Source organism: Deltaproteobacteria bacterium (genome assembly GCA_029210625.1).
Lineage (GTDB): Bacteria > Myxococcota > Myxococcia > SLRQ01 > SLRQ01 > JARGFU01.
In genome coordinates, this window is sequence record JARGFU010000001.1 from 328549 (window position 1) to 354269 (window position 25721).

The window sequence follows — 25721 nt, forward strand, 5'->3', positions numbered from 1 at the left end:
GCCCTTACTCCCGGGCCATCTCCGCGGGCAGCACCAGCAGGCGCTGCTTGATGGTGAGCATCTGCACGGCCAGCGAGCACTTCTCCATGAACATCTGGAAGGCCCGCAGGTCCTCGTTGCTGAAGGTGCCGCCCATGGGGCCGCTGCAGAGCACGATGGCGCCGGCCCGCTGGTTGGAGACCAGGGGCACCATGAAGGTGTCGTCACCGTTGGGCAGGTTCAGCCACTTCAGGAGCGCCTCGGCGTCGGAGCCGGGCGCCACCGGCCCCAGGTGAAAGCCCGCCCGCCCGAAGCAGTTGCCGAAGGAGTCGGGGGAGACCCCATCGGTGAGGGTGTAGCAGCGCATCTGGAACTCGCGGGAGCCCTTGGCCACGTGCATGTGGTAGCCGTCGGCGCGCAGCATGAAGATGGCGATGTTCTCGAAGTAGGTCTGACCGAAGCGGAAGACCAGGCCCAGGATCTCGTCGCGGGCCTGGATCCCCAGCAGCTTTCGCACGACCTGCGGCAGGGTGATCGGCCCCAGCTCCTCACCCGCGGGCGTCGGCGCGGCGGCCGGGGAGGCTGCCGGCGCGGTCGCGGCCGCGAAGGGCAGCGGGGCAGGCACCGGCGCGGGGGGCTCGGTGTTGCGCACCGGGGCCGGGGCCGGGGCAGCGGCGACCGGCATCGGAGCGGCGACCGGCGCCTGGGCGGCGACCGACGCCTGGGCGGCGACCGGCGCCGGAGCGGCGACCGGCATCGGGGCGGGCGCCGGAGCCGGAGCGGCCACCGGCATCGAGGCGGGCGCCGGGGCCGGCGCCGCCTGCGCGGGGGCCGAGAAGTCGATCTGCGGCGTGGACGGCTGCTGCGCCAGCTCGATCTCGTTGCCGGAGAAGGCGGCGGCGTAGCCCGCCGAGTTGGTCAAGGTGAGGGCCGGATCCTCGGAGATGCGGATGTAGCGCTCGGGCCGGCTGACCTCGTAGTAGCGCTCGAGGAGCGACCAGATGAGCAGCTCCGGCGCCACGTAGGGGCGCACGTCCAGCCCGGTGGCGAAGCTCACCTCGTCCACCATCGAGAGGTTGCTCGGATCGAGGATCGCCACGTGCAGGCGCCGCTTCTCCTTGAAGAAGGGGATGAGCGTGTAGCGCTCCGCCAGCTCTCGCGGCACCAGCTTGAGGATCTGCGGAGAGACGTCCTCCAGCGAGTCGATGGGCGCGGGGGGGAGGCCCGACTGCCTCGCGAGCAGGCTGGTGAGGAACTCCTGATTCACGAATCCCAGCTCGATGAGGATCGTGCCCAGCTTGCCCCCGTAGATCAGCTGGGCCTTCAGGGCCTCCTCGAGCTGCGGCTGGGAGAGGCCTCCGGCCTCCACCAGCATCTCCCCCAGTCTCATCTTCCCCTTAGCCATGGGGCACAGATCTATTCGCCCTGGCCCTCCCGTGTAAACCAGGGTCCCGGGAGAATCCCCTCGTCCAGGTGCAACTTTCCACCTGAAGCCCGTAAAATGGCCGGATAGGGGCCGGAGAGGGGAATCTCCTCTCTCTCCTGCATGAACCCGAATCGCCAGAGAGGCCGAGATGCTGCGCTCCACCCTCCTCTACGGAACCCTCGTCCTGCTGTTCCTCCCGCTCTCGGGTTGTGAGGGCTGCGCCGAGCCCCTGGCCCGCTGGGAGCCCGACGCCGGCCCGGGGGTGCCCGACGGGAGCACCCCGGACGGAGGCCAGAGCGACGGCGGGGGCGGCGACGCCGGGACGAGCGACGGCGGCGGCTCCGATGGGGGCGGGGGCAGCGACGGCGGCGTGGCCGTCCTCAGCTGCGCCGTCCTCTGCCACGGCGACGAGGGGAACCCGGCGCCGGCCCTCGACCTCGGCGCCGGCAGCGATCCGGACCGCAGGGGCGTGGGCGCCCACCGCCAGCACCTCGCCACCGGCACCGACTGGCACCGGGAGGTGCGCTGCGAGGACTGCCACCTCGTCCCCTCCGCGGTGGGAGACGTCGGCCACATCGACACCCCGCAGCCCGCCGAGCTCACCTGGGGGGCGCTGGCCTCGGCCGACGGCCAGACCCCGGCCTTCGATCAGGGACAGTGCTCGGTCTACTGCCACGGACCGACCCTCCACCCCGGCGGCACCAACACCGAGCCCTTCTGGACCGCCGTGGGCGCGGGTCAGGCGGACTGCGGCACCTGCCACGGGCTGCCTCCCTCGGCCCCCCACCCGGCCACCGTGGCCGAGTGCGGTGTCTGTCACCCCACCCTCTCCGCGAGCGACCGCAGCTTCCTCGAGCCGGAGCGGCACGTCGACGGCGTCCTCGATCTCGGCGCCCTGGGCTGCGCGATCTGCCACGGGGACGGCACCCTGGCCGATCCGCCGGGTGACCTCGCGGGCAACGTCGACCCGGGCGCGCAGGGCGTCGGCTTCCACCGCTCCCACACCCAGGACACGGCGCTCCACCTCGCCTGGGACTGCGGCACCTGCCACCCGGCCCGCTGGGCGGACTACCTCGACCCCGGCCACCTCGACGGTGACAACGTGGCCGAGGTCCTCTTCGACGACCCCCAGAGCGGGGGCCTCAACCCGGTGGCCAGCTACACCCGCGCGACGGCCACCTGCTCGGCGGTCTACTGCCACGGCAACGGCCACTCCCGGAACCGCACCCTGATCTGGAACGCGCCGACCTCGACGGCCTGCAACGCCTGCCACCACGACAACACCACCCCCGAGAATCAGATGGACCTCTCGGGCGAGCACTGGAAGCACATCGGCGATCGCAACTACCCCTGCTCGCGCTGCCACGCGGCGGTGGCCAACCCCGACAAGACGATCAACGATCGCAGCCTCCACGTGGACGGTCAGGTGAGCGTCTCGGAGTCCTCCTGGAACCCGGCGGGGCGCGGCTCCTGCAACCCCTCCTGCCACGGCTTCGAGTACTGGAGGTAGCGCCGGACCCGCGCTTCCTGGCATGACCCGGGGATGAGCGCGCGTCCCGAGCGTGGGCTCGACTTCACCGTCGACCTGCCCCTCCACCTCATCCAGGCCCTGCGCCTCGTCCAGGCCCTCGGCGAGTCCTCGCACCGCCTTCGCCTGCCCGCCGCGGCGCTGCCGACCTTCCGCTACCTCGACCGCTTCTTCCCCACCGCGGTCGAGCCCCTCGAGGAGGGACACCCACCCTGCGCGGCGTCACCCTCGATCACGAGGCGCCCCGGACGGCCCTGGGCGAGCTCTCCCGGCCGCTGATCTTCCCCCGGGCGCTCTTCGATCACCTGCGCGCACGGTGGCGCGAGGAGCGGGACCTGCACTTCTCCTTCTCCGGCCTGCGAACGCCGAGCCGCAACGAGACGCTGCGCCAGTGGTTCGAGCGGCACCGCGAGGCCCTCGACCCGGCGACCCGGCGCGGCCCCTCCCGCTGGCTCGCCACGGCGTCTCACCGCCTCGCCGGCCGCCGGCCCCTCCTCCCGGAGGCGATGGCCTACCCGGGCCTCTCGCTCTTCGCCTCCAGCCGGGGGCGGCGCTTCCCGGTGAAGGCCTGGGATCCGGACTACTACGACACCCTCTGCCGCAGCCTCTTCGTGCTCTGCCCCGACGGTGACTTCGTCTGGACCTACCGCTTCTTCGAGGCGATGGCCTGCGGGGCCCTGCCGGTGATCGAGAGCACCTGCGTCCACCACGAGGGCTTCACCTTCGCGACCCTCGACACGCCCCTCGCCGAGCTCGAGCGCTCCCCCCGGGCCCTGGAGGAGAACTTCGAGCGCTGCCGCGAGCGGCTCACCGTCCCCCGCGAGGCGCTCGACGCGGCGATCGAGGCCGCCCTATCGAGAGAGGCGGAAGCGGCGGTACACTGACCGTCTCGTTCGCTTCGTTCACGCCCACGGGGGAAACATGCCGCGGTACATCCTGGTCTGCGCCGTCCTCTTCCAGGCCGGCTGCGCAACCATCCTCGGCCACAACCACCACACGATGACGGTGACGAGCACCCCCGCCGGCGCCTCGGTCTTCCTCAACGGCGCCCCGATGGGCCAGACCCCCGTGCAGTTCGTGGTCCAGGACCTCGGCACGCCGAACGCCCTGAAGATCCGCCTCGAGGGCTACGAGGACGAGTCGCAGCGGGTCCTGCGCCGGGTGCAGACCGTGGCCTTCTGCAACCTCTTCAACTTCATCTGCTGGGGCGTCGACTACCTCTCGGACAGCATGTTCGAGATCAAGAACAACGAGGTCCACTTCGACCTGCGCCCCCGCCTGCCGGCCGCCGCGCCGCCGAGCCCCTACCCGGCCGCCGCGCCGCCCGGCGCCCCCCTGCCCTCCCCCACCGCCCCGGTGGAGGCGCTCCCCGCTCCCCCCCCGGGGGAGGGCCTCGAGCCGCCCCCCGAGCTCTCGGCGCCCCCGCTGGTGGCGCCGCCCGACGTCCCCTGATTCGAGGAGAAGATCCCATGCGCAACGGCACCCTCATCGCTCCCCTGCTCGCCCTCGGCCTGGCGGCCTGCGGCCCCGGCGGCTCGGAGGGAGAGGAGGACCTCCGCAGCCTGGAGGTGGCCCTGGCCTCGAGCACCTCGGTGGCCCAGACCGCCTCCATCGCCCTCCAGGCCATGAACGGCGGCTCGGCCTGCGCGACCGTCGTCACCGCCTGCGCGGCCTTCCCCTGCAGCGGCGAGGTCTCGATCGACCTGGGCGCCGGCTGCCCGCTGCCCCTGGGCGGGGTGGCCAGCGGGACGGTGAGCGTGACCGGGCAGTGGACGGACGCCACCAGCGCCACGATGACCTCGCAGTTCGTGAACGCCACCTCCGAGGGCCGGGACGTCGTCGCCGTCAGCGCGACCTCGGTGGTGGTGAGCCAGACGGGCGACCGGGTGGACATCAGCTACGTGGGTCAGGACGTCGAGGTGCGGGGCGAGATCGCGGTGGCCGCGCAGTCGACCTACGTGCTCGAGGTCGACACCGCGGGCACCCCCGACGACCCCTCCGACGACACGACGACCGTGACCAGCACCCAGCAGGGCGTCACGGGCACCGACGTGGTGCAGCTGGCGATCACCTCTGCCGTGATCTCCCCCGACTGCCGGCTCAACCCCATCGACGGTCAGGCGACCCTCCAGGAGGTCGGCAGCGGCTCGACCATCTCGATCAACATGGAGACGATCGAGTTCCACGCGGCCTGCGACGGCCAGGCCGAGAACCTCTTCGGCGGCACCGTCGACCTGGACTTCCTGGAGTAGCCGGTGGCTGAAGGCCCGCGCCCCGCAGAGAGCGAGCTGCCCCGGGTGGTCGACTGGACCGAGATCACCCTCACCCACCGCTGCAACCAGCGCTGCTTCTTCTGCTACGAGGAGGCCCGGGACAACGCCACCGAGCCCGACCTCGAGCGCGTCAAGGAGCTCCTGCGGGCCACCGCCGGCCACGCCGAGCAGGTGGTCCTCTGCGGCAAGGAGATCCTCATGCGGCGCGACGTGCCGCAGATCGTCGCCTACGCCTCCAGCCTCGGCCTGAAGGCGGTGGTCTTCACGAACGGCCAGGCCCTGGCCCGGGAGGGGGTGGTCGAGGAGCTCGCCGAGGCTGGCTGCGCGGGGGTGGCCGTCTCCTTCCACTTCCCCGACGCGGAGACCTTCGCCCGCGGCGCGCGGATCAGCCCCAAGGGCTTCGAGCTGATCCTCGCGGGCCTGCGCCGGGTGCGCGACTACAACCTCGCCCACCCCGAGCGGCCCCTCCCCATCTCCACCGAGTCCGACGTCTTCGCGCTGAACGTCGGCCGCCTCGAGGAGATGCGCGACACCCTGCGCGAGGCCCTCGAGGGCGCCCCCTGGCGGATGCGCCTGGCGAGCCTCCTGCCGGCCCGGACCTACGACATCGGCCTGGACCGCGTCCTCGATCCTTTGCCCGCGCGGCGAGAGGAGATCGCGGCCTTCGTCGAGAGCCAGCCGGAGGGCATCCCCCTGGGCTTCGTGAAGGTGCCCCTCTGCCTCCTGCCCGAGGGGGAGGAGCACCGCTCCCTCGACGCCCAGTACGTCTACGAGGGCACCCGCCTCACCTTCAACCACGCCGAGGCCGACCGGATCTCCATCGACGAGGCCTCGGCCTCGATCACGCGGGACCTCGCGTCGGTGATGCGCCTGCACCCCTACCGGTGGGTCTGCCGCGCCTGCGCGCTGGCCCCCATGTGCCGCTTCGAGCGCGTGCACTGGGATCACCCGGGCTTCGGCCCCGATCGCGAGCAGCGCCCCACCCCCTATCGCCCGGAGGGCGTCGCCCCGGCGGCCCTCGACGGCCTGCCCCTCCCCACCCGGCGGCGGGGAGCGGCCGAGGTCCTCGCGCCCCTCGGCGCGAGCACCGACGGGGTGGGGAGGGTCGAGGCCCTGAACACCTTCCTCGGCGGGCTGCGCTATCCGGAGGAGGAGCTCCTCTCCGCGCTGAAGGAGCTGGACACCGGGTCGATCCGCCTCGTCGACGCCTGGAGCGAGGGCCCGCCGGTGCTGGTCGTGCGCCTGGAGATCGACGGCGCGCCCCTCGATCTCCACCTCGGCGTGCCCTCCCTGCGCCCGCCCTTCGCCCTGGTCGACTACCTCGACGTGCGGCCCCTGGGCGACGCGCCGCCCCCGGCGCTCCTCGCGCGGGCCCTGCGCCACCTCGCCACCCTGGTGCCGCCGCCCCCCGAGCGCTGGGCCGAGGACACCTTCTTCGACGATCACCTCGGGCGCCTCTACGCCGCGCTCTCGCCCCGCCTGGGCGAGGCGCTCTGGCCGGGCCTCGGCGGCCTGGGGCCCTTCGCCAGCGTGGGCCTCTCGGTGGACGAGGATCGCGGCCTGCACCTCTCCCTCGAGGGCCCGGGCGGAGTGAAGGCCGAGCTCCTCGCCCACGGTGGCGATCGCGCCGGGGCGCCGCCCTCCCTCGGCCTGGAGGTCGAGGCCGGCGCCGGCGCTGAGGACCTGCGCGCCCTGCTCTCGGCGCTCGGGATCGAGGCCAGCGACCTCTCCGCCTGGCAGGGCGCCGGGGGCGGCCTCGCCGCCCGGGACGAGGGCGCGGGCTGGCGCGCGCAGGGAGGCGGCGGCCGGGAGGCGCGCGGCGGGGGCGGCGATCCCTCCGGCGCCCTGACCATCGAGGTCGCGCCGAAGGAGCGCCCCGAGCCGCGCTACCGCTTCCACGTCGCCCGCTGCCTCCAGGGCCAGTCCTACTTCAAGCGGGTGGGCGACCTGGGGCTCTGGTACAGCCACGACCACCACGACAAGGTGGCCGAGGTCTGCGCCGGGCCGATCCTCCTGGCCATGGAGGAGCTCGCCGGGACCCCGCCGGGGGCCGGCACGCTGGAGCGCTGGGCCGAGGGCCTGGAGGCGGCCTCCGTCGCCCGGCGGGTCGGCGGCCGCCTCGACTGGCGGCTGCGCTGGAGCGACTGAGGCGAGCGCTTCAGGCCGGCGAGCCCGGCAGCGCGTAGGGCGCGTGGCGGCTCGCCACCCGGTCGACGGCGCGCAGGAAGCTCTTCACGGTGCGCTGGTGGGCCTGGCTCTCCAGGGGGGTCTCCTTCACGTAGGAGACCAGGAAGTGCTCGGTGCGGAAGAAGCAGGGCCGCCCGCTGGTCGGGTCGTCGAGCCGGAGCTCGTAGCGCTGACCCTCGAGGGTGATCGTGAGGGCCACGCTCGCCTCGCCGGTCACCGGGAGGGCCTGGAGCACCTCGAGCCCCGCCACCACCGGGCCGAGCTTCTCTCGCACCGCCTGCGCCACCCGCTGCAGCACCCGCGCGCGCCGCAGCTCGGCCTGCAGGGCGGGGTCGAGGTCGGCCTCCGGATCCGGATCCCCGGCGGACGCGGGGTCGGCGGAGGCCTCCTTCGCCTCCTCCCCGGACGCGTCGGTGCGCCAGGCGCGCCGCTCGGCCTCGAGGGCCGCCTCGACCTTCACCCGGTAGGGCCCCTTCGCCTCCTCGGCCAGCGGCGCGAGCTCGGGCGGGTGGGCCTCGTCGACCCCCGCGGCCTCGCTCGCCGCGCGGACCGCGGCGATGGCCTCGAGGGCGAAGAGGTCCGGACGATCGAGGGGCAGGCCCTCGGCCTCCCAGCCGCAGATCCTCTCGTAGAGGGCATCCCCATCGAAGAGGGAGTCGGAGTACTTGTCCCGCATCGCGGCGGCGCAGAAGCGCACGACCAGGGCGAAGGCCCAGCCGGTGCGCGGATCGAGGAAGCGCCAGGGCAGGAAGGTGTCGAAGGACACGTTGTTCACCGAGGCCTCGTAGAGCAGGGAGAGGTCGGCGAACTGCGTCTGGAGGATGTCCCCCTTCGACTCCGCGAGCTTGGTGATCGGCGAGCCCCGGTAGAAGAGGATCGGGGTGTAGAGCCAGACCCCCAGGGGCTCGAAGCCGCGCTCGATGGCCCGCTCGATCCCGGTCTCGAACATGTCGAGGGTCGTCCAGGGCGAGCAGGTGATGTAGCCCCAGGTGGGATCGAACTCGAAGTTGTCGGGGAACTCGGCGGCGAACTCCCGCAGGAAGCGGCTGCCCTCGTCGATCTGCTGGAGGGTGACGTACTTGTTGAAGAGGATGTTCTCCTCCTCGATGAGGTTCTCGGCCCCCATCCGGAAGAGGAGGACCCCGTGCCCCTTCTCGGCCAGCTTCGGCAGCGCCTTGCGCAGGGCGGGCTCGACCTGCACCAGCCGGTCGATGCGCGGCTCGAAGCAGAAGGTGGTGGGCCGCAGGGGCAGCGTGCAGACCTGCTCGGCGAAGCGCTCGAGCTGGGTGAAGAGGCGGATGTCGAGGAGGTCGATGTAGCCCTGGTGGCGGCCGTCCTCGCCGCCCGTCTCCACCAGCCGCCGCAGCTGCACCATGGCCGCCTCGACCGGATCGGCGTGCATGTCGCTCGTGGGTCCGCGGTACCAGGTGCAGTAGGAGCAGCCGTGATCGTGCTGGCAGTCCGAGAGATCGAGCCCCTCGAAGTAGGGGTTGTCCTTCACGGTGCGGAAGTGGTCGCAGGTGACGCCGCCGACCAGGGGGAGGTGCGGGGCGTAGGCGCGCGAGCGCTCGTTCGCCATGATCACGTCGAAGGAGGGCTCGAAGGTCCCCAGGAAGTACTTGCCGAAGTCCGGGTTGGTGGCCGGGTCCTCGCCCATCCACCGCAGGAGCCAGTCGGTGCGGCTCTGCATCCAGTTGAAGAGGGTGCCGCCGAGCTTCTCGTAGAGCCGCTTGTCCGCGTCGCTCATCCCGAGGGCGTCGAGGTCCTCGGTGACCATCGACTCGGGGCGCCAGAGGGGCACGACCCCCGGCGGCGCCGAGTGGTCCGAGACGCTGGCCAGCGCGACCTCCCCGGCCTCCCGGAGGACCTCCAGGGTGGCCTCGGTGACCGGGTGGCTCATCAGGACGTGGGTCGGCTCGAGCTCGCGCAGGTGCCGGCGCAGGGTCTCCAGGTCCTCGGGCGGGAGGTCGATCAGCTGCAGGACCTCCTTCTCCCCCACCTTCACGATGGAGATCTGGGCGCCGAAGCAGAGCCAGCGGGCCTCCTGGCCGTAGGCCTCGAAGCCGCCCTTGATCAGGGGGTAGAGCCGGCTGTCGAAGACCCACCGCTCGTGGGTCACGAACTCCAGCATGAGGAGCCGGCGCTCCCCAGTGCCGGGCATCCTTTCCTTGGAACACATCCCCTGCACCTCACCAGAAGCAGCGGGAAAAGAAAAGCGAAGCCTGCCTCGAGCGCGTCGGGCTAGCTGCGTGCGGCCCGGATGGCCTCGAAGACGGCCGAGAAGTCGGCGTCCCCGTGGCCCTCCTGCTGGGCGATCGAGAGGTAGTGCTCGACCGCGCGGGTGATCAGCAGGGGCAGGGTGGCGTGGCGGGCGGCGCCGTCGATCAGGCGGGCGTCCTTGCGGGCCAGGCGCAGCGGGAAGGAGGTCGGGTAGTCCCGCGCCAGCATCGCCTCGCCCTTCATCCGGGCGTAGGGCAGGTCGAGCGCCCCTCCCTCGATGGCCTCGAAGAAGAGCGCGGGATCGAGCTCGAGCTCGCCGGCGAGGGCCAGGCTCTCGCCGAGGACGCCGGTGAGCCCGACGATCCAGTTGTTCACCACCAGCTTCAGGCGGGTGCCGGCGCCGGCCTCCCCCACCCAGAGGGTGCGGCTGCCCACCGCCTCGAAGATCGGCGCGGCGCGCTCGCGCGTGGAGGCCTCGCCGGAGGCGAGGAGGGTCAGCGTCCCGGCCTCGGCCGGAGCCCGGGTGCCCAGGACCGGCGCGTCGACGAAGGCGACCCCGTGCTCCCGGGCGAGGAGGGAGAGCTCGGTCACCTCGGGCACCCCCACCGTCGCCGACTGGATCCAGAGGACCCCTGGCGCCAGGCCGGCGACGCGCTCGGCGTTCATCACCTCGCGGGTGGCCGGGCCGTCGGCGAGGAGGGTGAGCACCACCGTGGCGCCCTCCAGGGCCTCCTCGATCGAGGCGGAGACCACGGCTCCGTCCGCGGCGAGGCTGGCCGCCTTCTCCGGGGTGCGGTTCCAGACTCGCAGGGGGTGGCCGGCCTTCAGGAGGTTGCGCCCCATGGCCGCGCCCATGATCCCGGTTCCGAGGAGAGCGACGCTTTCCTTCGTCATGGTCGAACTACGACTGGCCGTCGGCCTGGGTGTCACGGGAGATCACCAGCTCGATGGTGATGGTCCCCCGGTAGGTGCGGAGTCGATCGGTGGCGTCGCGGTTGCCCAGCCCGGTCAGGGTCAGGCCGGGATCCGACAGGTGCCAGATCAGGCGCCGGGCCTCACCCTGCCCCGAGAACTGGAACCAGCTCGTGCCGCTCTGGCCCTCGCCCTGACACTTGTAGGCCGCGCGGCCCTTGGTGCAGGTCGCGCGATAGGTCATCAGCTCGAGGGACTCCTTCTGGGTGGTCACCATGCGCAGCTCGCAGGTGCCTCCCTTGCCCTCGGTGAAGGCGACCTCCATGGCCTCGTAGCGCGGCCAGACCGGGGCCGGCGGCAGGCGCTGGAAGTAGGCGCGGCCGGCCTCGGCGCAGAGGCTCTTGGGGGCCTGGGTCCGGGGACGCTTCGCCTTCTTCCCGCCGGCGGCCGAGGCCGAGAGCGGCAGCGCGAGCGTCATCGCCAGGAGGAGGCTCACGCCGAGCCGTCTGCTGCAGAGCACCATCGCTCGATCCATACCGGATCCCGGAGAAGATCGCACCCACCTACGAGAGCGGAACCTCCAGCATCCCCCGGGCGACCTTCAGGGCCATCGCCATGATGGTCAGCTGCGGGTTCACCCCGAGGGAGCTCGGCACGATGCTGCCGTCGGCCACGTAGAGGTCCTCGAGGCCCCAGAGCTTGCCCTGCTCGTCGACCACCGAGCTCTTCTCGCTCTCGCCCATCCGGCAGGTGCCCAGGGGGTGCTGGGAGCTGCACTCGAGGTCCCGGGGCTTCACCTTCTCGAGGTCGAGGGAGCGGAAGCGCTCGGGGCTGACGCCCCCCAGCCCCAGGATGGGCAGGAAGAGCTCCTTCGCCCCGGCGGCGAGGTAGATCTCGCCCATCTCCCGCAGGATCTTGGGCACCACCGCGAGGTCCTCGGGCGCCATCCGGTAGGTCACGAAGGGCTCGCGGCCCAACCCCCGCCGCACCCGGCCGCCGCCCTCGTCGTGGATGATCCCGCCGAAGACCGCCAGGTTGGGGATGTGCCGGGCGTGGTGCAGGTGCCCCGGCCCGACCCCCGGCAGGGTCGCCGCCAGCACCCCCGGCGGCAGGAAGAGGCCGATCATGGTGAAGCGCTCGTGCTCGAAGGCGTCGCTGTAGGCCGCCTGGAGCGAGCCCGCCCAGCCCCGCACCGGCTCGTCGAAGCGGGCCATCACCCGGAAGCCCGGGTGGAGGGTCATGTTGCGGCCGACCTGCCCCGAGGGCCCGACCAGGCCGCTCTTCTGGAGCACGAGGGGGCCGTGGTAGGAGCCGGCGGCGAGCACCACCCGCCGGGCCTTCACGCGCAGGCGCCCCCGCGGCGCGTCGCCTCGCCCGCCGAGGAGGCGGCCCACCACCCCGGTGGCCCTTCCCTTGGCGTGGGTGATCTTCTCGACCAGGCAGCCCGAGTGGATCCGGGCGCCGGCGGCCACCGCCCGCGGCAGATAGTTCAGGTCGACCGAGCGCTTGGCCTGGTGAGGGCAGCCGAAGTTGCAGCGCCCGCAGCCATGACACCCCTCGGTGTTGCGGCGGATGGGCTCGAGGGGGTGCCCGCGGGCGGCCGCGCCCTTGCCGAAGAGCAGGGTGCTGCCCGAGCGCATCTCCTCGGGGACCGTCTCGACGTGGATCGCCTTCTCGACCTCCTCGAAGTAGGGCTCGAGGGCCCTCGAGGACAGGCCCTTCAGGCGCCGCTCCTTCACCCAGGTGTCGGTGATGTGCTCGGGGGTGCGGAAGCAGACGCCGCCGGTGATCACCGAGGAGCCTCCGACGCAGCGGCCCATGGTCACGTTGATGAAGGGGGAGCGCCCGACGCCCAGGGCGAAGGTGGTGCCGCCGCCCCGGAAGAGCGCCTGCATCGACTCGAGGGTGCTGTAGCCGGCGTACTCGGAGGCGGGGACGTGGCCGCCCTCCTCCAGGACGATCACGTCCTGCCCGGCCTCGGCGGCCTCGGCGGCGACCACCGCGCCCCCGGCCCCCGAGCCGATGATCACCAGATCGCAGGAGAGCTCGAGGTCACCCGCGTGCGCCCGCCCGTCGTGGACCTTCACGGAGACGCCCCTTCCTGCGGCCGCGCCTCGTCCCCCTCCGCGAGCAGGCAGCGGGCGTCGAAGCCGATCTCCCTGGCGGCCGAGGGCTCCTCCCAGTAGGCGGTGCAGAGCATGGCCTTCAGGCCCCACATCACCGCCGCCAGGGGGCCGGACTCCAGGCGCTCCAGGGCGTGGATCCGCCGCTCGAGGGGCAGGCGGGCGAGGCCCGGCAGGCGGAAGATCAGGAGCGGCGCCACGAGCCCGGCCACCCGCAGCATCCAGCGGTAGAGGCGCAGGGTGCTCGGGCCCGCGGCGAGGAGGAAGCCCTCGAGGGCATCGACCACGAAGGTGACCCGCGCGGGGGGCGGGGCCCCCTCCTCGCTCGCGAAGAGGGCCTCGGTCACGGCCTCGGCGGTGCGGCGCTGGCCGCGAGAGAGGACGGTGCTCGCCATCGCAGGATCGAGGTTACCCGGGACCCGCGCGCGGCGATAGACGCGCGTCCGACCTCAGAAGAGCTGGAGGAGGGTCACGTCCTCCTCGAGGTCGCCGCCGCGGTAGACGTGCAGCTGCGCCTGCTCCTCCCCCACGGTGGGGGTCACGATCAGCAGCTCGTCCTGGCCGTCCTGATCGAGATCGCCGTGGTGGAGATCCACCGGCGGGCCGGGCAGCTCGAGGTCCGCCGGGCGCAGGAAGCTCCCGCCCCCGCTCCCCAGGTAGATCCACACCCGGTGATCGGCCGAGCCCACCGCGAGGTCGTCGTGCCCGTCGCCGTCGGCGTCGAGGACCTCGAGGCTGATCGGATCGAGCTCGGGCAGCGAGGCGGTGAAGATCTGGTCGTAGGCGCCGCCGTCGGCGAGGACCACGCCGAGGATCCCCGGGGCGGCGAAGACCAGGTCGAGGAGGCCGTCCCCGTCCACCTCGGCGGCCCCCAGCACCGAGGCCAGCTCGATCCCCGGCGGCAGGGCGAGGGGGGTGAAGGCCCCGGTGTCCGAGCCGAAGAGGAGCACCCCCTCGGTGCCGGTGAGCAGCTCGCGGGTGGCGATGAGGTCGTCGGTGCCGTCCCGGTCGAGGTCCACCGCCCGCGGCGCCGGCGGCACCCCGAGGCGGGGCGGACGGGGCAGCTGGACCGAGTCCAGGCCCGGCCCGGGGTAGTGGTCGCTCACCAGGGCGCCGGCGACCAGGAGGTCGTCATCCCCGTCCCCGTTGAAGTCCCCGGCCACGAAGGCCCCGCAGTCCTGGCAGCGCGCCACCCGGCCGTCGGGCGGGACCGAGAAGCCCTCGCCCCTCGGATCCGTCAGGAGCGCGACCCCGGACGAGAGGAGCACCGCCACGGTCGGCCCCCGGGCGCTGCGGTTCAGGGCCTGCAGATCGATGACCTGCTCGCTGGTGTCCAGGCGCAGGCGCAGGGCGATCCCCAGGCGGCCGTCCCCCTGGTTGGTGCGCATCGAGATGGGGGTGTCGGAGTCCGAGCCCACCACCACGTCCAGCCAGCCGTCAGCGTTCAGGTCGCTCGCGTGCACCGAGGTGGGCCGGTCGGCGAGGATCCGGGCCCGCTGCACCCGCTCGAAGAGCCCCTCGGGGGGGTGCGGGCAGGCCACGGCGAGCAGGAGGCTCCCCCCCAGCGCCAGAGAGGCGATAGAACGCCCGATCATGCTGCAGTCCTTCAGAGACATCTTCCCGACGGTCGATTCTAGCGCGTTCGTGCACGAGCGCTCCTTTCTGGCCGGCGACGTGGTGGTCGGCCCCGAGAGCAGCATCTGGCCGGGGGCGTCGATCCGCGGCGACGTCGGCCCGATCCGGATCGGCGCCCGGACCAACATCCAGGACAACGCGGTGGTGCACGTCACCGGGGGCCGCTCCCCCACCCTGATCGGGGACCGGGTCACCGTGGGTCACCTGGCGCTGCTCCACGGCTGCCAGGTCGGCGACGACTGCCTCATCGGCATGGGGTCCATCCTCCTGGACGACGCCAAGATCTCGCCCTGGAGCTACGTGGCCGCCGGCAGCCTGGTCACCCCGGGGAAGGTCTTCCCCGAGGGGGTGATGATCATGGGCCGGCCGGCCCGGGTGGTGCGGGAGCTCACCGAGCTGGACCGCCAGGAGATCGTCCAGGGGGCCCTCAACTACCTGGAGCTCCTGCCGGCCTACGCCCTCCCGGGCACCTCTTCTGCCCGCTGATTTCCTCGGCGTCCGGTGGTATAGCCCGGTGCCTTCCCCCTTCGAGGAACCCACCATGGCAAACCCCGCCTTTCCCGAGCTGAACCCGACCCTCCTCGCGGCCCTCGAGGGCCGCAGCCTGCAGGTCACCGGCGACTTCGACACCGACTCCCTGGGCGCGATCCTGGATCTCGCCGACGCCTTCTGGGCCCTCGATCGGGCCGGCGTGCGCGCGCCCCTCTGCCCCAACGAGCTGGCCTACGCGCTCTTCTTCGATCAGTCGACGCGCACCCGCTCGGCCTGGGCCGGCGCCGCCGCCCGCCTCGGGATGCAGCCGGTGATCGTCGACGGCAGCAGCACCCAGGTCGCCCACGGCGAGACCGCCGAGGAGACCGGCGCGATGCTGGGCATGAACGCCCACGCCCTCGGCGTGCGCCACGACCTGATCCTCCACCAGGGCCGGGCCTTCATCGGCGACATCCTCAAGGGGATCAGCGACTACCTGAAGGCGACCGACGACAAGCGCTGCGTGCCCATCGTGAACCTGCAGTGCGACTACGATCACCCGACCCAGACCCTGGCGGACCTGCTCCACCTGCGGCACCGCTTCGGCGGCGTGCAGGGCAAGAAGATCGCGGTCTCCTGGGCCTACTCGCCCTCCTACGCCAAGCCCCTCTCGGTGCCCCAGGGCCTGATCACCCTGCTGCCCCGCTTCGGCGCCAACGTGGTGCTGGCGCACCCGCCGGGCTACCGCCTGATGGACGAGGCCCTGCAGAAGGCCGAGGCCGGCGCGAAGGCCGGCGGCGGCAGCTTCGAGATCGTCGACTCCATGGACGCCGCCTTCGAGGGCGCCGACGTGGTCTACCCCAAGAGCTGGGGTCCGATGGAGCTGATGGAGGAGCGCCTCGCCGCGAAGGACCGCGCCGACCTCGCCGAGATCGAGGCGCGGGCGCTGGATCAGAACGCCCGCCACCGCGACTGGATCTGCAACGAGGAGCGGCTGGCCAAGGCCGCCGCCGACCCCCTCTACATGCACTGCCTGCCGGCGGATATCGGCGCCGAGGCCTCCAGCGGCGTGCTCGAGCAGTACCGGGTCTCCCTCGCCGAGGAGGCCAACGGCAAGGTCTACGTGATCATGGCCCTCCTCGCCGCCGCCAAGGTCCCGGGCCTCGCGGCGAAGATGGACGCCCTGCGGCAGGAGATGAAGGCGTGAGCGAGCTCGCGAAGAGGGTGATGGAGCTGGCCGCGCGCGACCGCGCGCTGGCCGTGGAGATCCTGGCCGAGGTCGTGCGGATCCCCGCCGACTTCGTCGACCGTCCGGTGGACGAGGGCGGCGATCCCGCCTGCGGCCTCTCCAACCACGAGGGCCCCCGCCTCGAGTACCTCAAGCGCCGCATCGTCGAGATCGGCGCGGTGCGCCGGGAGGAGGACGTCTTCTTCGACGGCTTCGGCAACCTGGTCTGGCAGGTGCAGGACGAGGACGACGGCATCCCGGCCGCCGAGAAGAAGGTGATCTACCTCGACGGCCACAGCGACACCGTGCAGGCCCTGCGCCCGCAGTGGCGGCAGAAGACCGGCGGCGGCCTCGACGCCTACGACGGCCTGGTCGACCCCGAGAAGCTCGACCGCGCCTTCCTGCGCTCCGAGCTGGGCTACCTGCCCCCCGACGGGGAGTGGGAGCACCTCGTCTTCGGCCGCGGCACCGCCGACCAGCTCTCGGGCGTGGTCAGCGAGGTGCTCGCCACCCGCATCCTCCTCGAGCTCGCCCCCGAGGGCGCCCTGCGCGGCTGCATCGTGCGGGCCTACGCCTCGGCGGCCGAGGAGGACAACGACGGCGGCGGCCCGATGTACATCGTGAAGGAGGAGTGGCCGGGCGCCGGTCCCGAGCTCATCCCCGACGTGGTGATCCTCACCGAGGGCACCGGCGACGCGAACAAGGGCGCCCTGGGCATCTACCGGGGGCAGCGCGGCCGCATGCAGATCGAGGTCGAGGTGATCGGCCGCTCCTGCCACGGCTCGATGCCCTGGGAGGGGAAGAACCCCCTCGAGTTCGGCGCGGCGATCCTGGTCGAGGCGGCCCGGGCCTACGACGCCCGCGAGGGCTTCCTCGACGACGCCTTCCTGGGCCACGGCACCCGCACCGCCTCGTGGGCCAAGCTCGACACCCCGAGCGACTGCGCCGTGCCCGAGCGCTTCGTCTTCCGCTTCGATCGCCGCCTGACCGTCGGCGAGAGCGCGGAGGTCGCGGTGGCCGACGTCGAGGGGCTGCCCGCGGTGAAGGCTGCCCGGGAGGCGGGCCTGACGGTGAACATCACCGTGCCCACCTACGACCAGCCGACCTGGAAGGGCTACCGCCCGGGCAACGCCCAGATCTATCCGGGCTGGGCGACCCCCGAGGAGCACCCGGCGATCGAGGCCGCGGTGACCGCCTACCGGGAGGTCGTCACGCCGGCGATCCCCGAGGAGGCCGCGCAGACCGGCGCGACCCTGCGGCGCGAGCCGCGGGTGGACCGCTGGATCTTCTCCACCGACGGCGTCGGCTTCCCGGTGCCCAAGGACGACACCACGATCGCCGTGCCGGCCACCAAGCAGTGGGTGGTCTCCGGCGAGGTGAAGCACCCGGCGATGTTCGGCTGCGGCCCGGGCATCGAGCAGAACACCCACAAGATCGGCGAGTGCGTCGACGCGCGGGAGCTGGAGCGAGCGATCGCGTTCCTGGCTCGGTTTCCGTCGGTCTTCTTCGGAGCGGAGTAGGGCGGCGGCTCGGAGCCGCGGAGCTCAGCTTCGTGGCTTCGAGCTGTGAGCTGTGAGCAACCAGGTGTTCGGATCTGAACCGGGCACCCGGGAGCCTGTTTCCCAGCGGTGAACCAAGTTGCTCGTAGCTCGCAGCTCACAGCCCTCGGCATGCCGCCCCACCCTTCACCGGCGCCGCTCCCCACACCGCGCTATGCTGCCCCCTCGATGCCCACCGCAACCTCGAGCCTCGTCGGCCCCGTCCGCATCTCCAACGTCTGGGTGATGCGGGACGGGGAGGGGCGCACCTTCCTCGTCGACGCGGGCCACGCCCTCGAGCGGCAGACCCTGCTCTGGGGGCTGCGCCGCCTCGGCGTGGCCGGGCCCGGGGACCTCGACGCCATCCTCCTCACCCACCGCCACTCGGATCACGCCGGGAACGCCGCCTTCCTGCGCGAGCGCTTCCGGGCGCCGGTCCACTGCCACCGGGCCGACGCGGTGATCCTCGAGGGGGAGGTCCCGCCGCCCCGCCTGGCCCGCCGCGGCGCCCCGATCCACCACGACGCCCTCTGCCACCTCGAGGATCGCTACCCCTCACGCACCACCGTGGACGAGGCCTTCGAGGCGGGCAGCATCGGCCTGGGCTTCGAGGCGGTGCACGTGGGCGGCCACACCGAGGGCTCGGTGATGTTCCTCCACGAGGCGAGCGGCACTCTCTTCACCGGCGACGCGATCCTCGCGGGGATCCCGGTGCAGCGCCTCGTGCGCTGGCTGCGCCTGGCGCGGCCCGAGTACAGCCTCGACGTCGAGGCCTGCCACCGCGCCACCCTCGCCTTCCTGGCGAAGGGGCCGCCGCTGAAGGTGCTCTGCGCCGGGCACGGTCCCCGGGTGGACCGCGGCCTCGAGGGGCACCTCGCCCGCCTGCAGCGGCTGGGCGCCTGAGGGCTCAGCCCTCGACGCGGTGCAGGCCCTCCTCCAGGAGGGCCACCCGGGCCGCCTCCGAGCGCTGCCGGTAGGCTTCGCTCTCGAAGAACTCCCGCAGGCGGCGGCTCACCGGCAGGTAGAAGTGGGCCGCGTCCCAGACCAGCGGCCTGCCGTCCCCGAGCCGGATCTCTCCCTGATCGACGGCCCGGGAGGCCTCGCCGAGGTCGAGGCCGGCGAGGAGTCCCTTCAGGGCGGCGAAGCGCCCCTCCATCTCGGGGTCGAGGAAGCGGAAGTGCCGCGAGCCCACCAGGGCGTTGTGGTAGTGCGCCGGCCGGTGGAGCAGCCCGTCGAAGCCCAGGCGGACGCAGATGCCGGAGAGGGCGATGAGCACCTCCTCGCTGATCCCCAAGCCGGGGTGCTGCTGGCCGGGCAGGGGCGGCCGCTCCAGGGAGAAGGAGGCCATGGGATCCTGGAGGAGGAGCCATTCGACCCAGAGCACCTCGAGCCCCTGCTCCTGCTGGGGATCGCCCGGGGGCGCCGGGAGCGAGGCGCGGTAGGCGACCAGCTCGACCAGCAGGCGGCGGGCGCGCTCCGGGTCGCGCTTGCCCACGCCGTGCAGGCGCAGGATCTGGTGACCGCGATCCGCGAAGTCGCCCGAGGCCTGCAGGTCGCGGTAGCCCCGCTCGCGGATCTGGTCGAGGATCCCGTAGCGCTCCAGCGCGTACTCCATGCCGGAGAGGGTGTAGAAGTCGAGGAAGCGCTGGGCCGGCGGCCGCGCCGAGAGGTCGTCGAGGACGTCGGAGAGATCCAGCTGGAGGGGCGCGTCGAGGCCCCGCAGGCCGAGGAGGCCGGAGCTGGCCTCGGTCTGGAGCCGGCCCGGCTCGAGGCTGCGGAAGACTCGCTTGAAGCGCTGCCGGGGATCCTCGGTGGAGGCCTCCCGGCCCACCGGCCGATCGGTGAGGATCCAGCGCAGGAGCCGGGCCCAGCCCTCCACCGCCAGCCGCTGGTAGCCGCCCCCGAGGGTGATCACCAGCTTCCGGCCCAGGCGGCGGCAGCACTCCACCACCCGCCGGTCGCGCTCGAAGACCCCGTCCAGGGTCAGCGCGAAGTCGCCGAGGCGGTCACCGGCCAGCACGTCGTTGCCCGCGATGTAGAAGACGAGCTCGGGCGCGTGGCGCTCGAGGGCCGGCAGGACCACCTCCTCCAGCGCCGCGAGGTAGGCGGCGTCACCGGTCCCCGGCGGCAGCTCGAGGGAGAGATCCGCCACGGCCTCCACGTGGGTCCAGACCGAGCCGTGGACCGAGAGGGTGAGCACCTCCTCGTCGGCGGCGAAGGCCACGAGGTTGCCGTTGCCCTGGTGGTAGTCGAGGTCGACGATGGCCACCCGGCCGATCCCCGCCCGATCCCGCAGCATGTGGATGGCCGCGGCGACGTCGTTGTAGATGCAGAAGCCGCTGCCCTGCTCGGGCTCGGCGTGGTGGAAGCCCCCGCCGAGGTTCACGGCGATCGTCCGCTCGGTGTGGATCAGCGAGCGCGCCGCGCTCACCGTCCCCCCGCAGGCCAGGCGGGCGGAGCGCAGCAGCGCGTCGACCCGCACCATCTCGGTCGGCAGCCCGAAGATCCGGGCGAGGGTCTCGGGGTGGGTGACCGCCTCGAGGTGCGCCTCGGAGTGGACCTTGCGCAGGGAGGGCAGGCTGATGGCCCGGGGCACCCGCAGGTCCTCCGGCCGCACCAGCCTCTCCCGGGCGAGGGTGCCCAGGAGGGTCTCGCCCCGGAAGGCGTCGATCCCGACGGCCCGGGCCGTCTCGCCGAGGGCCTCCGCCCCGTAGCCCGGGTGGTAGTAGAGGCTCACCTCGCGGGCGAGGCGCCTGCGCGCCCGGCGGCGGTCGAGGAAGGAGGCGATCATCGCGCCCTGGAGCCTACCCCCTTTTCCCTTCACGGGGATGGCCGATGGCGGGGGGTGGTCGCGGCCCGCATCGCGGTTACACTGGAGCGCGATGAGCACGAAGCAGCGGGCCACCCTCACCGTCCAGGAGCGCGACTACACCGTCGAGGAGGTCGGCGAGGTCATCCGCACCGCCTCCTCCCTGGTGAGGGTGGGGGACGCGGCCCTGGCCACCCCCCCGAAGGACACCCTGGGCTTCGGCGAGCTCACCGAGCTGGCCAGGGAGCTGGGCATCCCCCAGGAGCAGCTGCTGGCCGCCATCCCCGAGGCCGACGCGCGCCGGGCGCGGGCCCTGAAGCGCACCAAGCGGAAGATGCGCTTCTGGAAGCACCTCCTCACCTACATCCCGGTGGTGGGCGGCCTCATGGCGATCGACTACTTCGTGACCCTCTTCGGGGCGCCGGGCATCGCCGTGGGCACCGTGGTCTTCGCGGGCCTCTGGGGCATCGGCCTGGTGATGCACGGCCTGCGCACCTACCTCACCGGCCCCGAGGGCGCCCTGCACCGCTCGGTCTACGCCGGCGAGCTCGAGGCGGAGAAGAGGAAGAAGCTGACCTAGGTGCCCTTGCTCTTCACGAACTCCGTGAAGAGCCCGGCGATCCGCTCGGCGTCCGCGGTGCAGTCGTTGATGCCGATGCCGTAGAGGTGGTTGCCGGTGAGGAAGAGGCCCGGGTGGGCTCCGGCGAGCCGCTCGAGGACCTTCCCCATGCTGACGAGGTGGCCCACCGGGTACTGGGGGACGGCCTGGGGCCAGCGGAAGATCCGCTGGTGGCTGGGCGGCACCCAGCGCATCCCCATGGTGAGCTCCAGCTCGGAGCGCACCAGGGCCAGCAGCTCGTCGTCCGGCAGCGCCGCCAGCTCGGGGGCCCGGGCGCCGCCGACCATCACCCGCATCAGCACGTAGCCCTTGGGGGCGCGGTGGCCGGGGTAGATCGAGGAGGTCCAGAGGCAGCCGAGGATCTTGCGCTTCTCTCGCCCGGGGATGAGGTAGCCGAAGCCGCGCAGATCGTGGTGGATGGCGTCCTTGGGGAAGCCCAGCCCGACCACGGTCATCGAGGCGTAGGGGGTCCCGCGCAGCAGGCCGGCGCTCTCGGCGTCGACGCCCTCGAGGAGGGAGGCGGCCGCCGGCGCCGGGGTGGCGAGGACGACCACGTCGGCTTCCAGGGTCTCGCCGGGCTCACCGACCAGGTGGACCTTCCAGCCGGCGCCGTTCCTCGCCAGGGCCTCGACGGTCACGCCGGTGCGCAGGTCACCCTCGATGGCCTCGGCGATCCCGTCGATGAGCTGGGTGAGGCCGCCGGCCATGGAGGTGAGGTGCCCCCCGGGGCCCGCGGCGCCGCCGCTGGACTGCTGCACCTCGCCCCGCTTGGCGGCGAGGCGCCGCTCCTTCGCCCGGGCGCGCATCCCCTTGATGAGGCCGCCGTGCTCGAGCTCCAGCTTCTTCACCGCGGGGAAGGCCGCGGCCACCGAGAGGCGCTCGGGGTCACCGGCGAAGATCCCGGTGACGAAGGGATCGAGGAGGCGCTCGACGGCGTGGTTCCCGAGGCGGCGCCGGCCGAACTCGGCCAGGGTCTCGTCCTCGGGGCCGACCTTCTGGAAGGGCTCGAGGAGGATCCGCAGGCGCCCGCCGAGGGGCAGCACCGAGGAGGTCATGAAGCCCGGGGGCGAGGTCGGCAGCGCCTGCAGCCTCCCGTCGAGGTAGAGCAGGCGCGTCTTGGAGGCCTCGTCCGCCGGGAGGGTCTTGTCCTCCAGGCCGAGGTCCTTCACCAGGCGCACCGTGCCCGGCTTCGAGTCGAGGTAGCCGTTGGGGCCGGTCTCGACCACCCAGCCCTCGTGGCGGTCGGAGCGGATCTTCCCGCCGAGGTGAGCGTCGCGCTCCAGGAGGGTGATCTCGGGCTTCACGCCGGCGGCGCGCGCCGCCTCCTGGACCCGGTAGGCCGAGGCGAGACCCGAGATCCCGCCGCCGATGATGACGATCTTCATCGCCGGGACAGTCTATGCACTGCCTCGACGAGGGCCACGGCGTGCTCGGGCTCGGTGTACTGCGTGATCCCGTGGCCGAGGTTGAAGATGTGGCCCGGCGCGGTGCCGGCGGCGTCGAGGATGCCCTTCACCTTCTCCTCGATCTTGGGGATCGGGGCGTAGAGGGTCATCGGGTCGAGGTTGCCCTGCACGGCGGCCCGGCCGGCGATCCGGCGGCGCGCGTCGTCGAGGGGGATCCGCCAGTCGATGCCGAGGACGTCGGCGCCGGACTCGAGCATGACCTCGATCAGCGAGGCCGACTGCCCCACGAAGAAGATGACCGGGATGTCCTCGCAGGCCAGCTGGTCGATGATCCGCTGGACGTAGGGCAGCTCGTACTCGCGGAAGTCGGCCGGCGAGAGGGCGCCGCCCCAGGAGTCGAAGATCTGCACCGCCTGGGCGCCCGCCTCGATCTGGGCGTTGAGGTAGAGCGCGGTGGTGTCGGCGATCTTCTCCATCATCAGGCGGTAGGTCGCCGGCTCGGCGTGGATCATCCGCTTGAGGTTGAGGAAGTCCTTCGAGCCGCCGCCCTCGACCATGTAGGTGGCCAGGGTGAAGGGCGCGCCGGCGAAGCCGATCAGGGGCACCCGCCCGGCGAGGCGCTCGCGGATCTTGCGGATCGCCTCCATCACGTAGCCCATCGTCTCGACGGGGTCCGGGACCACCAGCGCCTCGGCGGCCGCGAGGGAGCGCACCGGCGGGGTGATCTTCGGCGGCCCGCCCTCGAAGGAGAGCTCGAGGCCCATCGCCTCGCAGGGCACGAGGATGTCGCAGAAGAGGATGGCCGCGTCGACGCCGAGGCGGTCGATCGGCTGCACGGTGACCTCGGCCGCGAGGTCCGGGGTCTTGCACAGCTCGATGAAGCTCACCTTCTCGCGGATCGCCCGGTACTCGGGCAGATAGCGGCCCGCCTGGCGCATGATCCAGATGGGGGTGAACTCGGTGGGGAGGCCAAAAGCGGCGCGGAGGAAGGGATGTGCGGGCTCGGTGACTGGGTCTCTCATCGGGGGGAGGGATAGCACAGCCGGACGCCACCGGGGAGGCACATGGGGCACGAGATCGGCGTCGCCGCCTTGGGCTATGATGGGCTCTCGCGAGAGAGGGAGAGGGGATGTCCGACGAACGCCGGCCCAGCCCGGAAGAGGTCACCGACCCGGATCGCACGGATCCGAGGGCGGAGCGGCCCGAGCGCCGCCCGGAGGCCACCGACCCCGGGAGCCCGGCGCCCGCCCGCTCCACCGATCCGACCCCGGGAGACGCCGAGCCCACCCGGATGGAGGCTCCTCCCACCTCCCGGCCCCCAAAGGAGGCCCCCTCCACCGACCCCACCCCGGCCGACGCCGAGCCCACCCGGATGGAGGCTCCCCCCACGTCCCGGCCCCCGAAGGAGGCCCCCTCCTCCGACCCCACCCCGGCGAACATCGAGCCCACCCGCCTGGAGCCTCCCCCCACTTCTCGCCCTTCGAAGGAGGCCCCCTCCACCGACCCCACCCCGGCGAACATCGAGCCCACCCGCCTGGAGGCTCCTCCCACCTCCCGGCCCCCGAAGGAGGCTCCCTCCACCGACCCCACCCCGGCGAACATCGAGCCCACCCGCCTGGAGGCACCTCCCACGTCTCGCGCCCCGAAGGCCGCGGCGTCCACCGACCCCACCCCGGCCGACGCCGAGCCCACCTTCCGGGGCGTGCCCCCCGCTGCCCGGCCGGCGACCGGGGACACCGCCGTGCCCTCGCTGGCGCAGCTGCGCGAGAGCCGCCGCCAGCGGCGCCCCTCGGACCGCGTCATCATCGCCCTGGCGGCCCTCGGCGGCGTCGCCGTGCTCCTCGCCGCCTTCGCCCTCACCCGCCGGGAGACCGTCGATCCCCACGCCGAGCTGCAGGAGCGCCACGCCCGGGCCGAGCAGATCTACGTCTCGGGGATGGAGGCCTTCCGCGCCGAGGAGTGGGAGCGGGCGGAGGCGGCCTTCGCCGAGGCGGTCTCCCTCCACCCCCGGCACGAGAAGGCCAAGGACTACCTCGACGCCTCCCGGCGTGAGCGCGAGGCAGCGCTGGCCCTCGCCGACGCCGCGCGGCTCCTCGAGCAGGGAGACCTCGCTGCGGCGACGACCGCGCTCGCCCGGGTGCGGCGCGACTCGATCCTCGCCGGACAGGCCGAGGAGCTGCAGAAGCGCATCGACGGCGTGAAGCTCGCCGGCGTGCTCGACGTCTTCCACGAGGCGCTGGCGGGCACCGATCCGATGGCGGTGCTCTCGGCGCTCGAGGCGGCCGCCGGGCAGCCGGCCCTCGAGCGGGCCCGTCGCGAGCTCACCGCCCTCGAGGCCATCTCGCTGGACGCCGCCGCCGAGCAGCTCACCCTGGCCCGGGAGCGCGCGCCCGACGCCGCGGACGTGCGGGTCGCCCAGCGCCAGCTCGAGGCGCGGCGGGAGGCGATCACGACGGCCATCAGCCTGAAGAAGGTCGAGATCAGAGAGCTGGAGGGTGACGCGGAGGACGCCGAGGCCCGGCGGATCAAGGAGGCGATCGAGCGCACCCTGCGCCCGGCGCGCGCGGCCTTCGAGCGGGGCGCCCTCGGCGAGGCCGGCCGGATCCTCAAGGCCGGCCCCGCGCGGGCCGACGATCTGCCGGAGGTGCGCCGGGCGGTGAAGGCCGCGCGGGACGCCCTCCCCCGCTACCAGCGCTCCATCACCGCCGCCCAGCGCTCGGAGAAGCAGCGCGACCTCTCGAGCGCCGCCACCCACTACACCCAGGCCCACCAGGCGGCCCGGAAGATCGACGCCGGGGGCACCCCCACCCAGACCGCCCTCGAGGGCGCGGTGCGGACCCGCTACCTCGCCGGCCGCGCGGCCTTCAACGCGGAGAAGTGGCCCGAGGCCTTTGCCCAGTGGTCCCAGGGCGGGCGCCTCGACCCCTCGGACGCCAACCTCTCCCGCGGGCTGAAGGACCTGGACGCCAAGGCCAAGGAGCTCTACCTGCAGGCCTACGTGAACAAGCCCTCGGTGCCCGAGCGAGCGCGCCGGGGCTTCCAGCTGGTGCTCAAGATGACCCCGCCGGGGAGCGAGTGGAACCGCAAGTCGCGGGAGCAGCTCGCCGAGCTGGGAGGACCCTGACGATGCGCGCGGCGGCCCCCTCGTCCCTCCTCGCCCTCCTCTTCCTGGCGGCCTGCGGACCGCCGGCGCCGGAGGAGTTCGAGCGCCTGCCCCTGGCCGATCCTCTCCCGGACTTCGCCCTCGAGGACGTGAACCCCGCCTCGGCGAGCCACGGGCTCAGCCTGGGGCCGAGCCACCTGCGCGGGAAGGTCTCGGCCTGGTACTTCGGCCACAGCACCTGAAGCTACTGCCGGGGCCAGTTCG

At 72.9% G+C, this 25721-nt stretch carries 23 protein-coding genes; 13 read left to right on the forward strand and 10 right to left on the reverse strand.

Translation table 11 applies throughout. The features are described from left to right. Positions 1–4: 4 nt before the first annotated feature. The gene (locus P1V51_01395) at positions 5–1369 is read right to left on the reverse strand and encodes a hypothetical protein (protein ID MDF1561663.1); all 1365 of its coding nucleotides are present in this window, start codon (positions 1367–1369) and stop codon (positions 5–7) included. Between the two features lie 184 nt (positions 1370–1553). On the opposite strand from P1V51_01395, the gene P1V51_01400 reads away from it, so the two are divergent. Genes P1V51_01400 through P1V51_01425 form a run of 6 tightly spaced genes read left to right on the forward strand, consistent with a single transcriptional unit; the run spans position 1554 to position 7354 of the window. Beyond that, positions 1554–2915 carry a CxxxxCH/CxxCH domain-containing protein gene (locus P1V51_01400; protein ID MDF1561664.1) on the forward strand — a complete coding sequence of 454 codons (1362 nt, stop codon included), beginning with the start codon at positions 1554–1556 and terminating at the stop codon, positions 2913–2915. A 33-nt stretch (positions 2916–2948) separates the two neighbouring features. Beyond that, entirely contained in the window at positions 2949–3212 is a 264-nt protein-coding gene (locus P1V51_01405; protein MDF1561665.1) for a hypothetical protein, read from the forward strand. Between the two features lie 26 nt (positions 3213–3238). Continuing rightward, positions 3239–3817 (forward strand): hypothetical protein, encoded by a 579-nt coding sequence (locus P1V51_01410; protein ID MDF1561666.1) that lies wholly within the window; start codon positions 3239–3241, stop codon positions 3815–3817. A gap of 37 nt (positions 3818–3854) precedes the next feature. Next, positions 3855–4385 (forward strand): PEGA domain-containing protein, encoded by a 531-nt coding sequence (locus P1V51_01415; protein MDF1561667.1) that lies wholly within the window; start codon positions 3855–3857, stop codon positions 4383–4385. A gap of 17 nt (positions 4386–4402) precedes the next feature. Beyond that, positions 4403–5185 carry a hypothetical protein gene (locus P1V51_01420; protein MDF1561668.1) on the forward strand — a complete coding sequence of 261 codons (783 nt, stop codon included), beginning with the start codon at positions 4403–4405 and terminating at the stop codon, positions 5183–5185. A gap of 3 nt (positions 5186–5188) precedes the next feature. Next, positions 5189–7354 carry a radical SAM protein gene (locus P1V51_01425; protein MDF1561669.1) on the forward strand — a complete coding sequence of 722 codons (2166 nt, stop codon included), beginning with the start codon at positions 5189–5191 and terminating at the stop codon, positions 7352–7354. 10 nt (positions 7355–7364) lie between these two features. Here the strand turns inward: P1V51_01425 and P1V51_01430 are convergent, their stop codons facing one another. The 6 genes from P1V51_01430 to P1V51_01455 form a co-directional block, all read right to left on the reverse strand. Then, complete coding sequence (locus tag P1V51_01430; GenBank protein MDF1561670.1) at positions 7365–9554, reverse strand: hypothetical protein; 2190 nt, start codon at positions 9552–9554, stop codon at positions 7365–7367. A gap of 80 nt (positions 9555–9634) precedes the next feature. Beyond that, complete coding sequence (locus tag P1V51_01435; GenBank protein MDF1561671.1) at positions 9635–10507, reverse strand: NAD(P)-dependent oxidoreductase; 873 nt, start codon at positions 10505–10507, stop codon at positions 9635–9637. A 7-nt stretch (positions 10508–10514) separates the two neighbouring features. Next, complete coding sequence (locus P1V51_01440) at positions 10515–11048, reverse strand: hypothetical protein (GenBank protein ID MDF1561672.1); 534 nt, start codon at positions 11046–11048, stop codon at positions 10515–10517. A gap of 40 nt (positions 11049–11088) precedes the next feature. After that, positions 11089–12612, reverse strand: a complete 1524-nt coding sequence (locus tag P1V51_01445; protein ID MDF1561673.1) for a GMC family oxidoreductase — start codon at positions 12610–12612, stop codon at positions 11089–11091. Continuing rightward, the gene (locus tag P1V51_01450; protein MDF1561674.1) at positions 12609–13043 is read right to left on the reverse strand and encodes a hypothetical protein; all 435 of its coding nucleotides are present in this window, start codon (positions 13041–13043) and stop codon (positions 12609–12611) included. Before P1V51_01450 ends, P1V51_01445 begins: the two co-directional genes overlap by 4 nt. Before the next feature lie 54 nt (positions 13044–13097). After that, positions 13098–14243, reverse strand: coding sequence for a VCBS repeat-containing protein (locus P1V51_01455; GenBank protein MDF1561675.1), 1146 nt, complete (start codon positions 14241–14243; stop codon positions 13098–13100). Between P1V51_01455 and P1V51_01460 the strand changes: the two genes are divergently transcribed. From P1V51_01460 to P1V51_01475, 4 genes are all read left to right on the forward strand, one after another. Further along, positions 14242–14769 (forward strand): gamma carbonic anhydrase family protein, encoded by a 528-nt coding sequence (locus tag P1V51_01460; GenBank protein ID MDF1561676.1) that lies wholly within the window; start codon positions 14242–14244, stop codon positions 14767–14769. The two genes, P1V51_01455 and P1V51_01460, sit on opposite strands and share 2 nt — an antisense overlap. Positions 14770–14824: 55 nt before the next feature. Continuing rightward, positions 14825–15961, forward strand: coding sequence for a knotted carbamoyltransferase YgeW (locus P1V51_01465; protein MDF1561677.1), 1137 nt, complete (start codon positions 14825–14827; stop codon positions 15959–15961). After that, positions 15958–17502 (forward strand): M20/M25/M40 family metallo-hydrolase, encoded by a 1545-nt coding sequence (locus tag P1V51_01470; GenBank protein MDF1561678.1) that lies wholly within the window; start codon positions 15958–15960, stop codon positions 17500–17502. The genes P1V51_01465 and P1V51_01470 overlap by 4 nt, the downstream gene beginning before the upstream one ends. 207 nt (positions 17503–17709) lie before the next feature. Next, a complete protein-coding gene (locus P1V51_01475) occupies positions 17710–18423 on the forward strand; it encodes an MBL fold metallo-hydrolase (GenBank protein ID MDF1561679.1) in 714 nt (237 codons plus the stop codon). Between the two features lie 4 nt (positions 18424–18427). On the opposite strand, the gene P1V51_01480 is transcribed toward P1V51_01475, so the two are convergent. Beyond that, a complete protein-coding gene (locus P1V51_01480; protein ID MDF1561680.1) occupies positions 18428–20311 on the reverse strand; it encodes a histone deacetylase in 1884 nt (627 codons plus the stop codon). Positions 20312–20402: 91 nt separating this feature from the next. Between P1V51_01480 and P1V51_01485 the strand changes: the two genes are divergently transcribed. Continuing rightward, on the forward strand, positions 20403–20909 hold the full coding sequence (locus P1V51_01485) for a 2TM domain-containing protein (GenBank protein MDF1561681.1): 507 nt from the start codon (positions 20403–20405) through the stop codon (positions 20907–20909). Here the strand turns inward: P1V51_01485 and hemG are convergent. Then, on the reverse strand, positions 20906–22333 hold the full coding sequence (hemG, locus tag P1V51_01490) for a protoporphyrinogen oxidase (GenBank protein ID MDF1561682.1): 1428 nt from the start codon (positions 22331–22333) through the stop codon (positions 20906–20908). The two genes, P1V51_01485 and hemG, sit on opposite strands and share 4 nt — an antisense overlap. Next, positions 22330–23376: a uroporphyrinogen decarboxylase gene (gene hemE / locus P1V51_01495; protein ID MDF1561683.1), complete on the reverse strand. Its 1047-nt coding sequence runs from the start codon at positions 23374–23376 to the stop codon at positions 22330–22332. Before hemE ends, hemG begins: the two co-directional genes overlap by 4 nt. A 107-nt stretch (positions 23377–23483) precedes the next feature. Here hemE and P1V51_01500 point away from each other — a divergent pair, with 107 nt between their 5' ends. Further along, positions 23484–25478 carry a hypothetical protein gene (locus P1V51_01500; protein ID MDF1561684.1) on the forward strand — a complete coding sequence of 665 codons (1995 nt, stop codon included), beginning with the start codon at positions 23484–23486 and terminating at the stop codon, positions 25476–25478. 2 nt (positions 25479–25480) lie between these two features. Further along, positions 25481–25699 (forward strand): hypothetical protein, encoded by a 219-nt coding sequence (locus P1V51_01505; protein MDF1561685.1) that lies wholly within the window; start codon positions 25481–25483, stop codon positions 25697–25699. Positions 25700–25721 lie beyond the last annotated feature (22 nt).

Coding starts and splice junctions, on each gene's coding strand:
- P1V51_01400 (MDF1561664.1), top strand. CDS start 1,554: ATGCTGCGCTCCACCCTCCTCTACGGAACCCTCGTCCTGCTGTTCCTC.
- P1V51_01500 (MDF1561684.1), top strand. CDS start 23,484: ATGTCCGACGAACGCCGGCCCAGCCCGGAAGAGGTCACCGACCCGGAT.
- P1V51_01435 (MDF1561671.1), bottom strand. CDS start 10,507: ATGACGAAGGAAAGCGTCGCTCTCCTCGGAACCGGGATCATGGGCGCG.
- P1V51_01465 (MDF1561677.1), top strand. CDS start 14,825: ATGGCAAACCCCGCCTTTCCCGAGCTGAACCCGACCCTCCTCGCGGCC.
- P1V51_01475 (MDF1561679.1), top strand. CDS start 17,710: ATGCCCACCGCAACCTCGAGCCTCGTCGGCCCCGTCCGCATCTCCAAC.
- P1V51_01480 (MDF1561680.1), bottom strand. CDS start 20,311: ATGATCGCCTCCTTCCTCGACCGCCGCCGGGCGCGCAGGCGCCTCGCC.
- hemG (MDF1561682.1), bottom strand. CDS start 22,333: ATGAAGATCGTCATCATCGGCGGCGGGATCTCGGGTCTCGCCTCGGCC.
- P1V51_01415 (MDF1561667.1), top strand. CDS start 3,855: ATGCCGCGGTACATCCTGGTCTGCGCCGTCCTCTTCCAGGCCGGCTGC.
- P1V51_01505 (MDF1561685.1), top strand. CDS start 25,481: ATGCGCGCGGCGGCCCCCTCGTCCCTCCTCGCCCTCCTCTTCCTGGCG.
- P1V51_01460 (MDF1561676.1), top strand. CDS start 14,242: ATGCTGCAGTCCTTCAGAGACATCTTCCCGACGGTCGATTCTAGCGCG.
- P1V51_01450 (MDF1561674.1), bottom strand. CDS start 13,043: ATGGCGAGCACCGTCCTCTCTCGCGGCCAGCGCCGCACCGCCGAGGCC.
- P1V51_01455 (MDF1561675.1), bottom strand. CDS start 14,243: ATGATCGGGCGTTCTATCGCCTCTCTGGCGCTGGGGGGGAGCCTCCTG.
- P1V51_01440 (MDF1561672.1), bottom strand. CDS start 11,048: ATGGTGCTCTGCAGCAGACGGCTCGGCGTGAGCCTCCTCCTGGCGATG.
- P1V51_01405 (MDF1561665.1), top strand. CDS start 2,949: ATGAGCGCGCGTCCCGAGCGTGGGCTCGACTTCACCGTCGACCTGCCC.
- P1V51_01485 (MDF1561681.1), top strand. CDS start 20,403: ATGAGCACGAAGCAGCGGGCCACCCTCACCGTCCAGGAGCGCGACTAC.
- P1V51_01420 (MDF1561668.1), top strand. CDS start 4,403: ATGCGCAACGGCACCCTCATCGCTCCCCTGCTCGCCCTCGGCCTGGCG.
- P1V51_01395 (MDF1561663.1), bottom strand. CDS start 1,369: ATGAGACTGGGGGAGATGCTGGTGGAGGCCGGAGGCCTCTCCCAGCCG.
- P1V51_01430 (MDF1561670.1), bottom strand. CDS start 9,554: ATGCCCGGCACTGGGGAGCGCCGGCTCCTCATGCTGGAGTTCGTGACC.
- hemE (MDF1561683.1), bottom strand. CDS start 23,376: ATGAGAGACCCAGTCACCGAGCCCGCACATCCCTTCCTCCGCGCCGCT.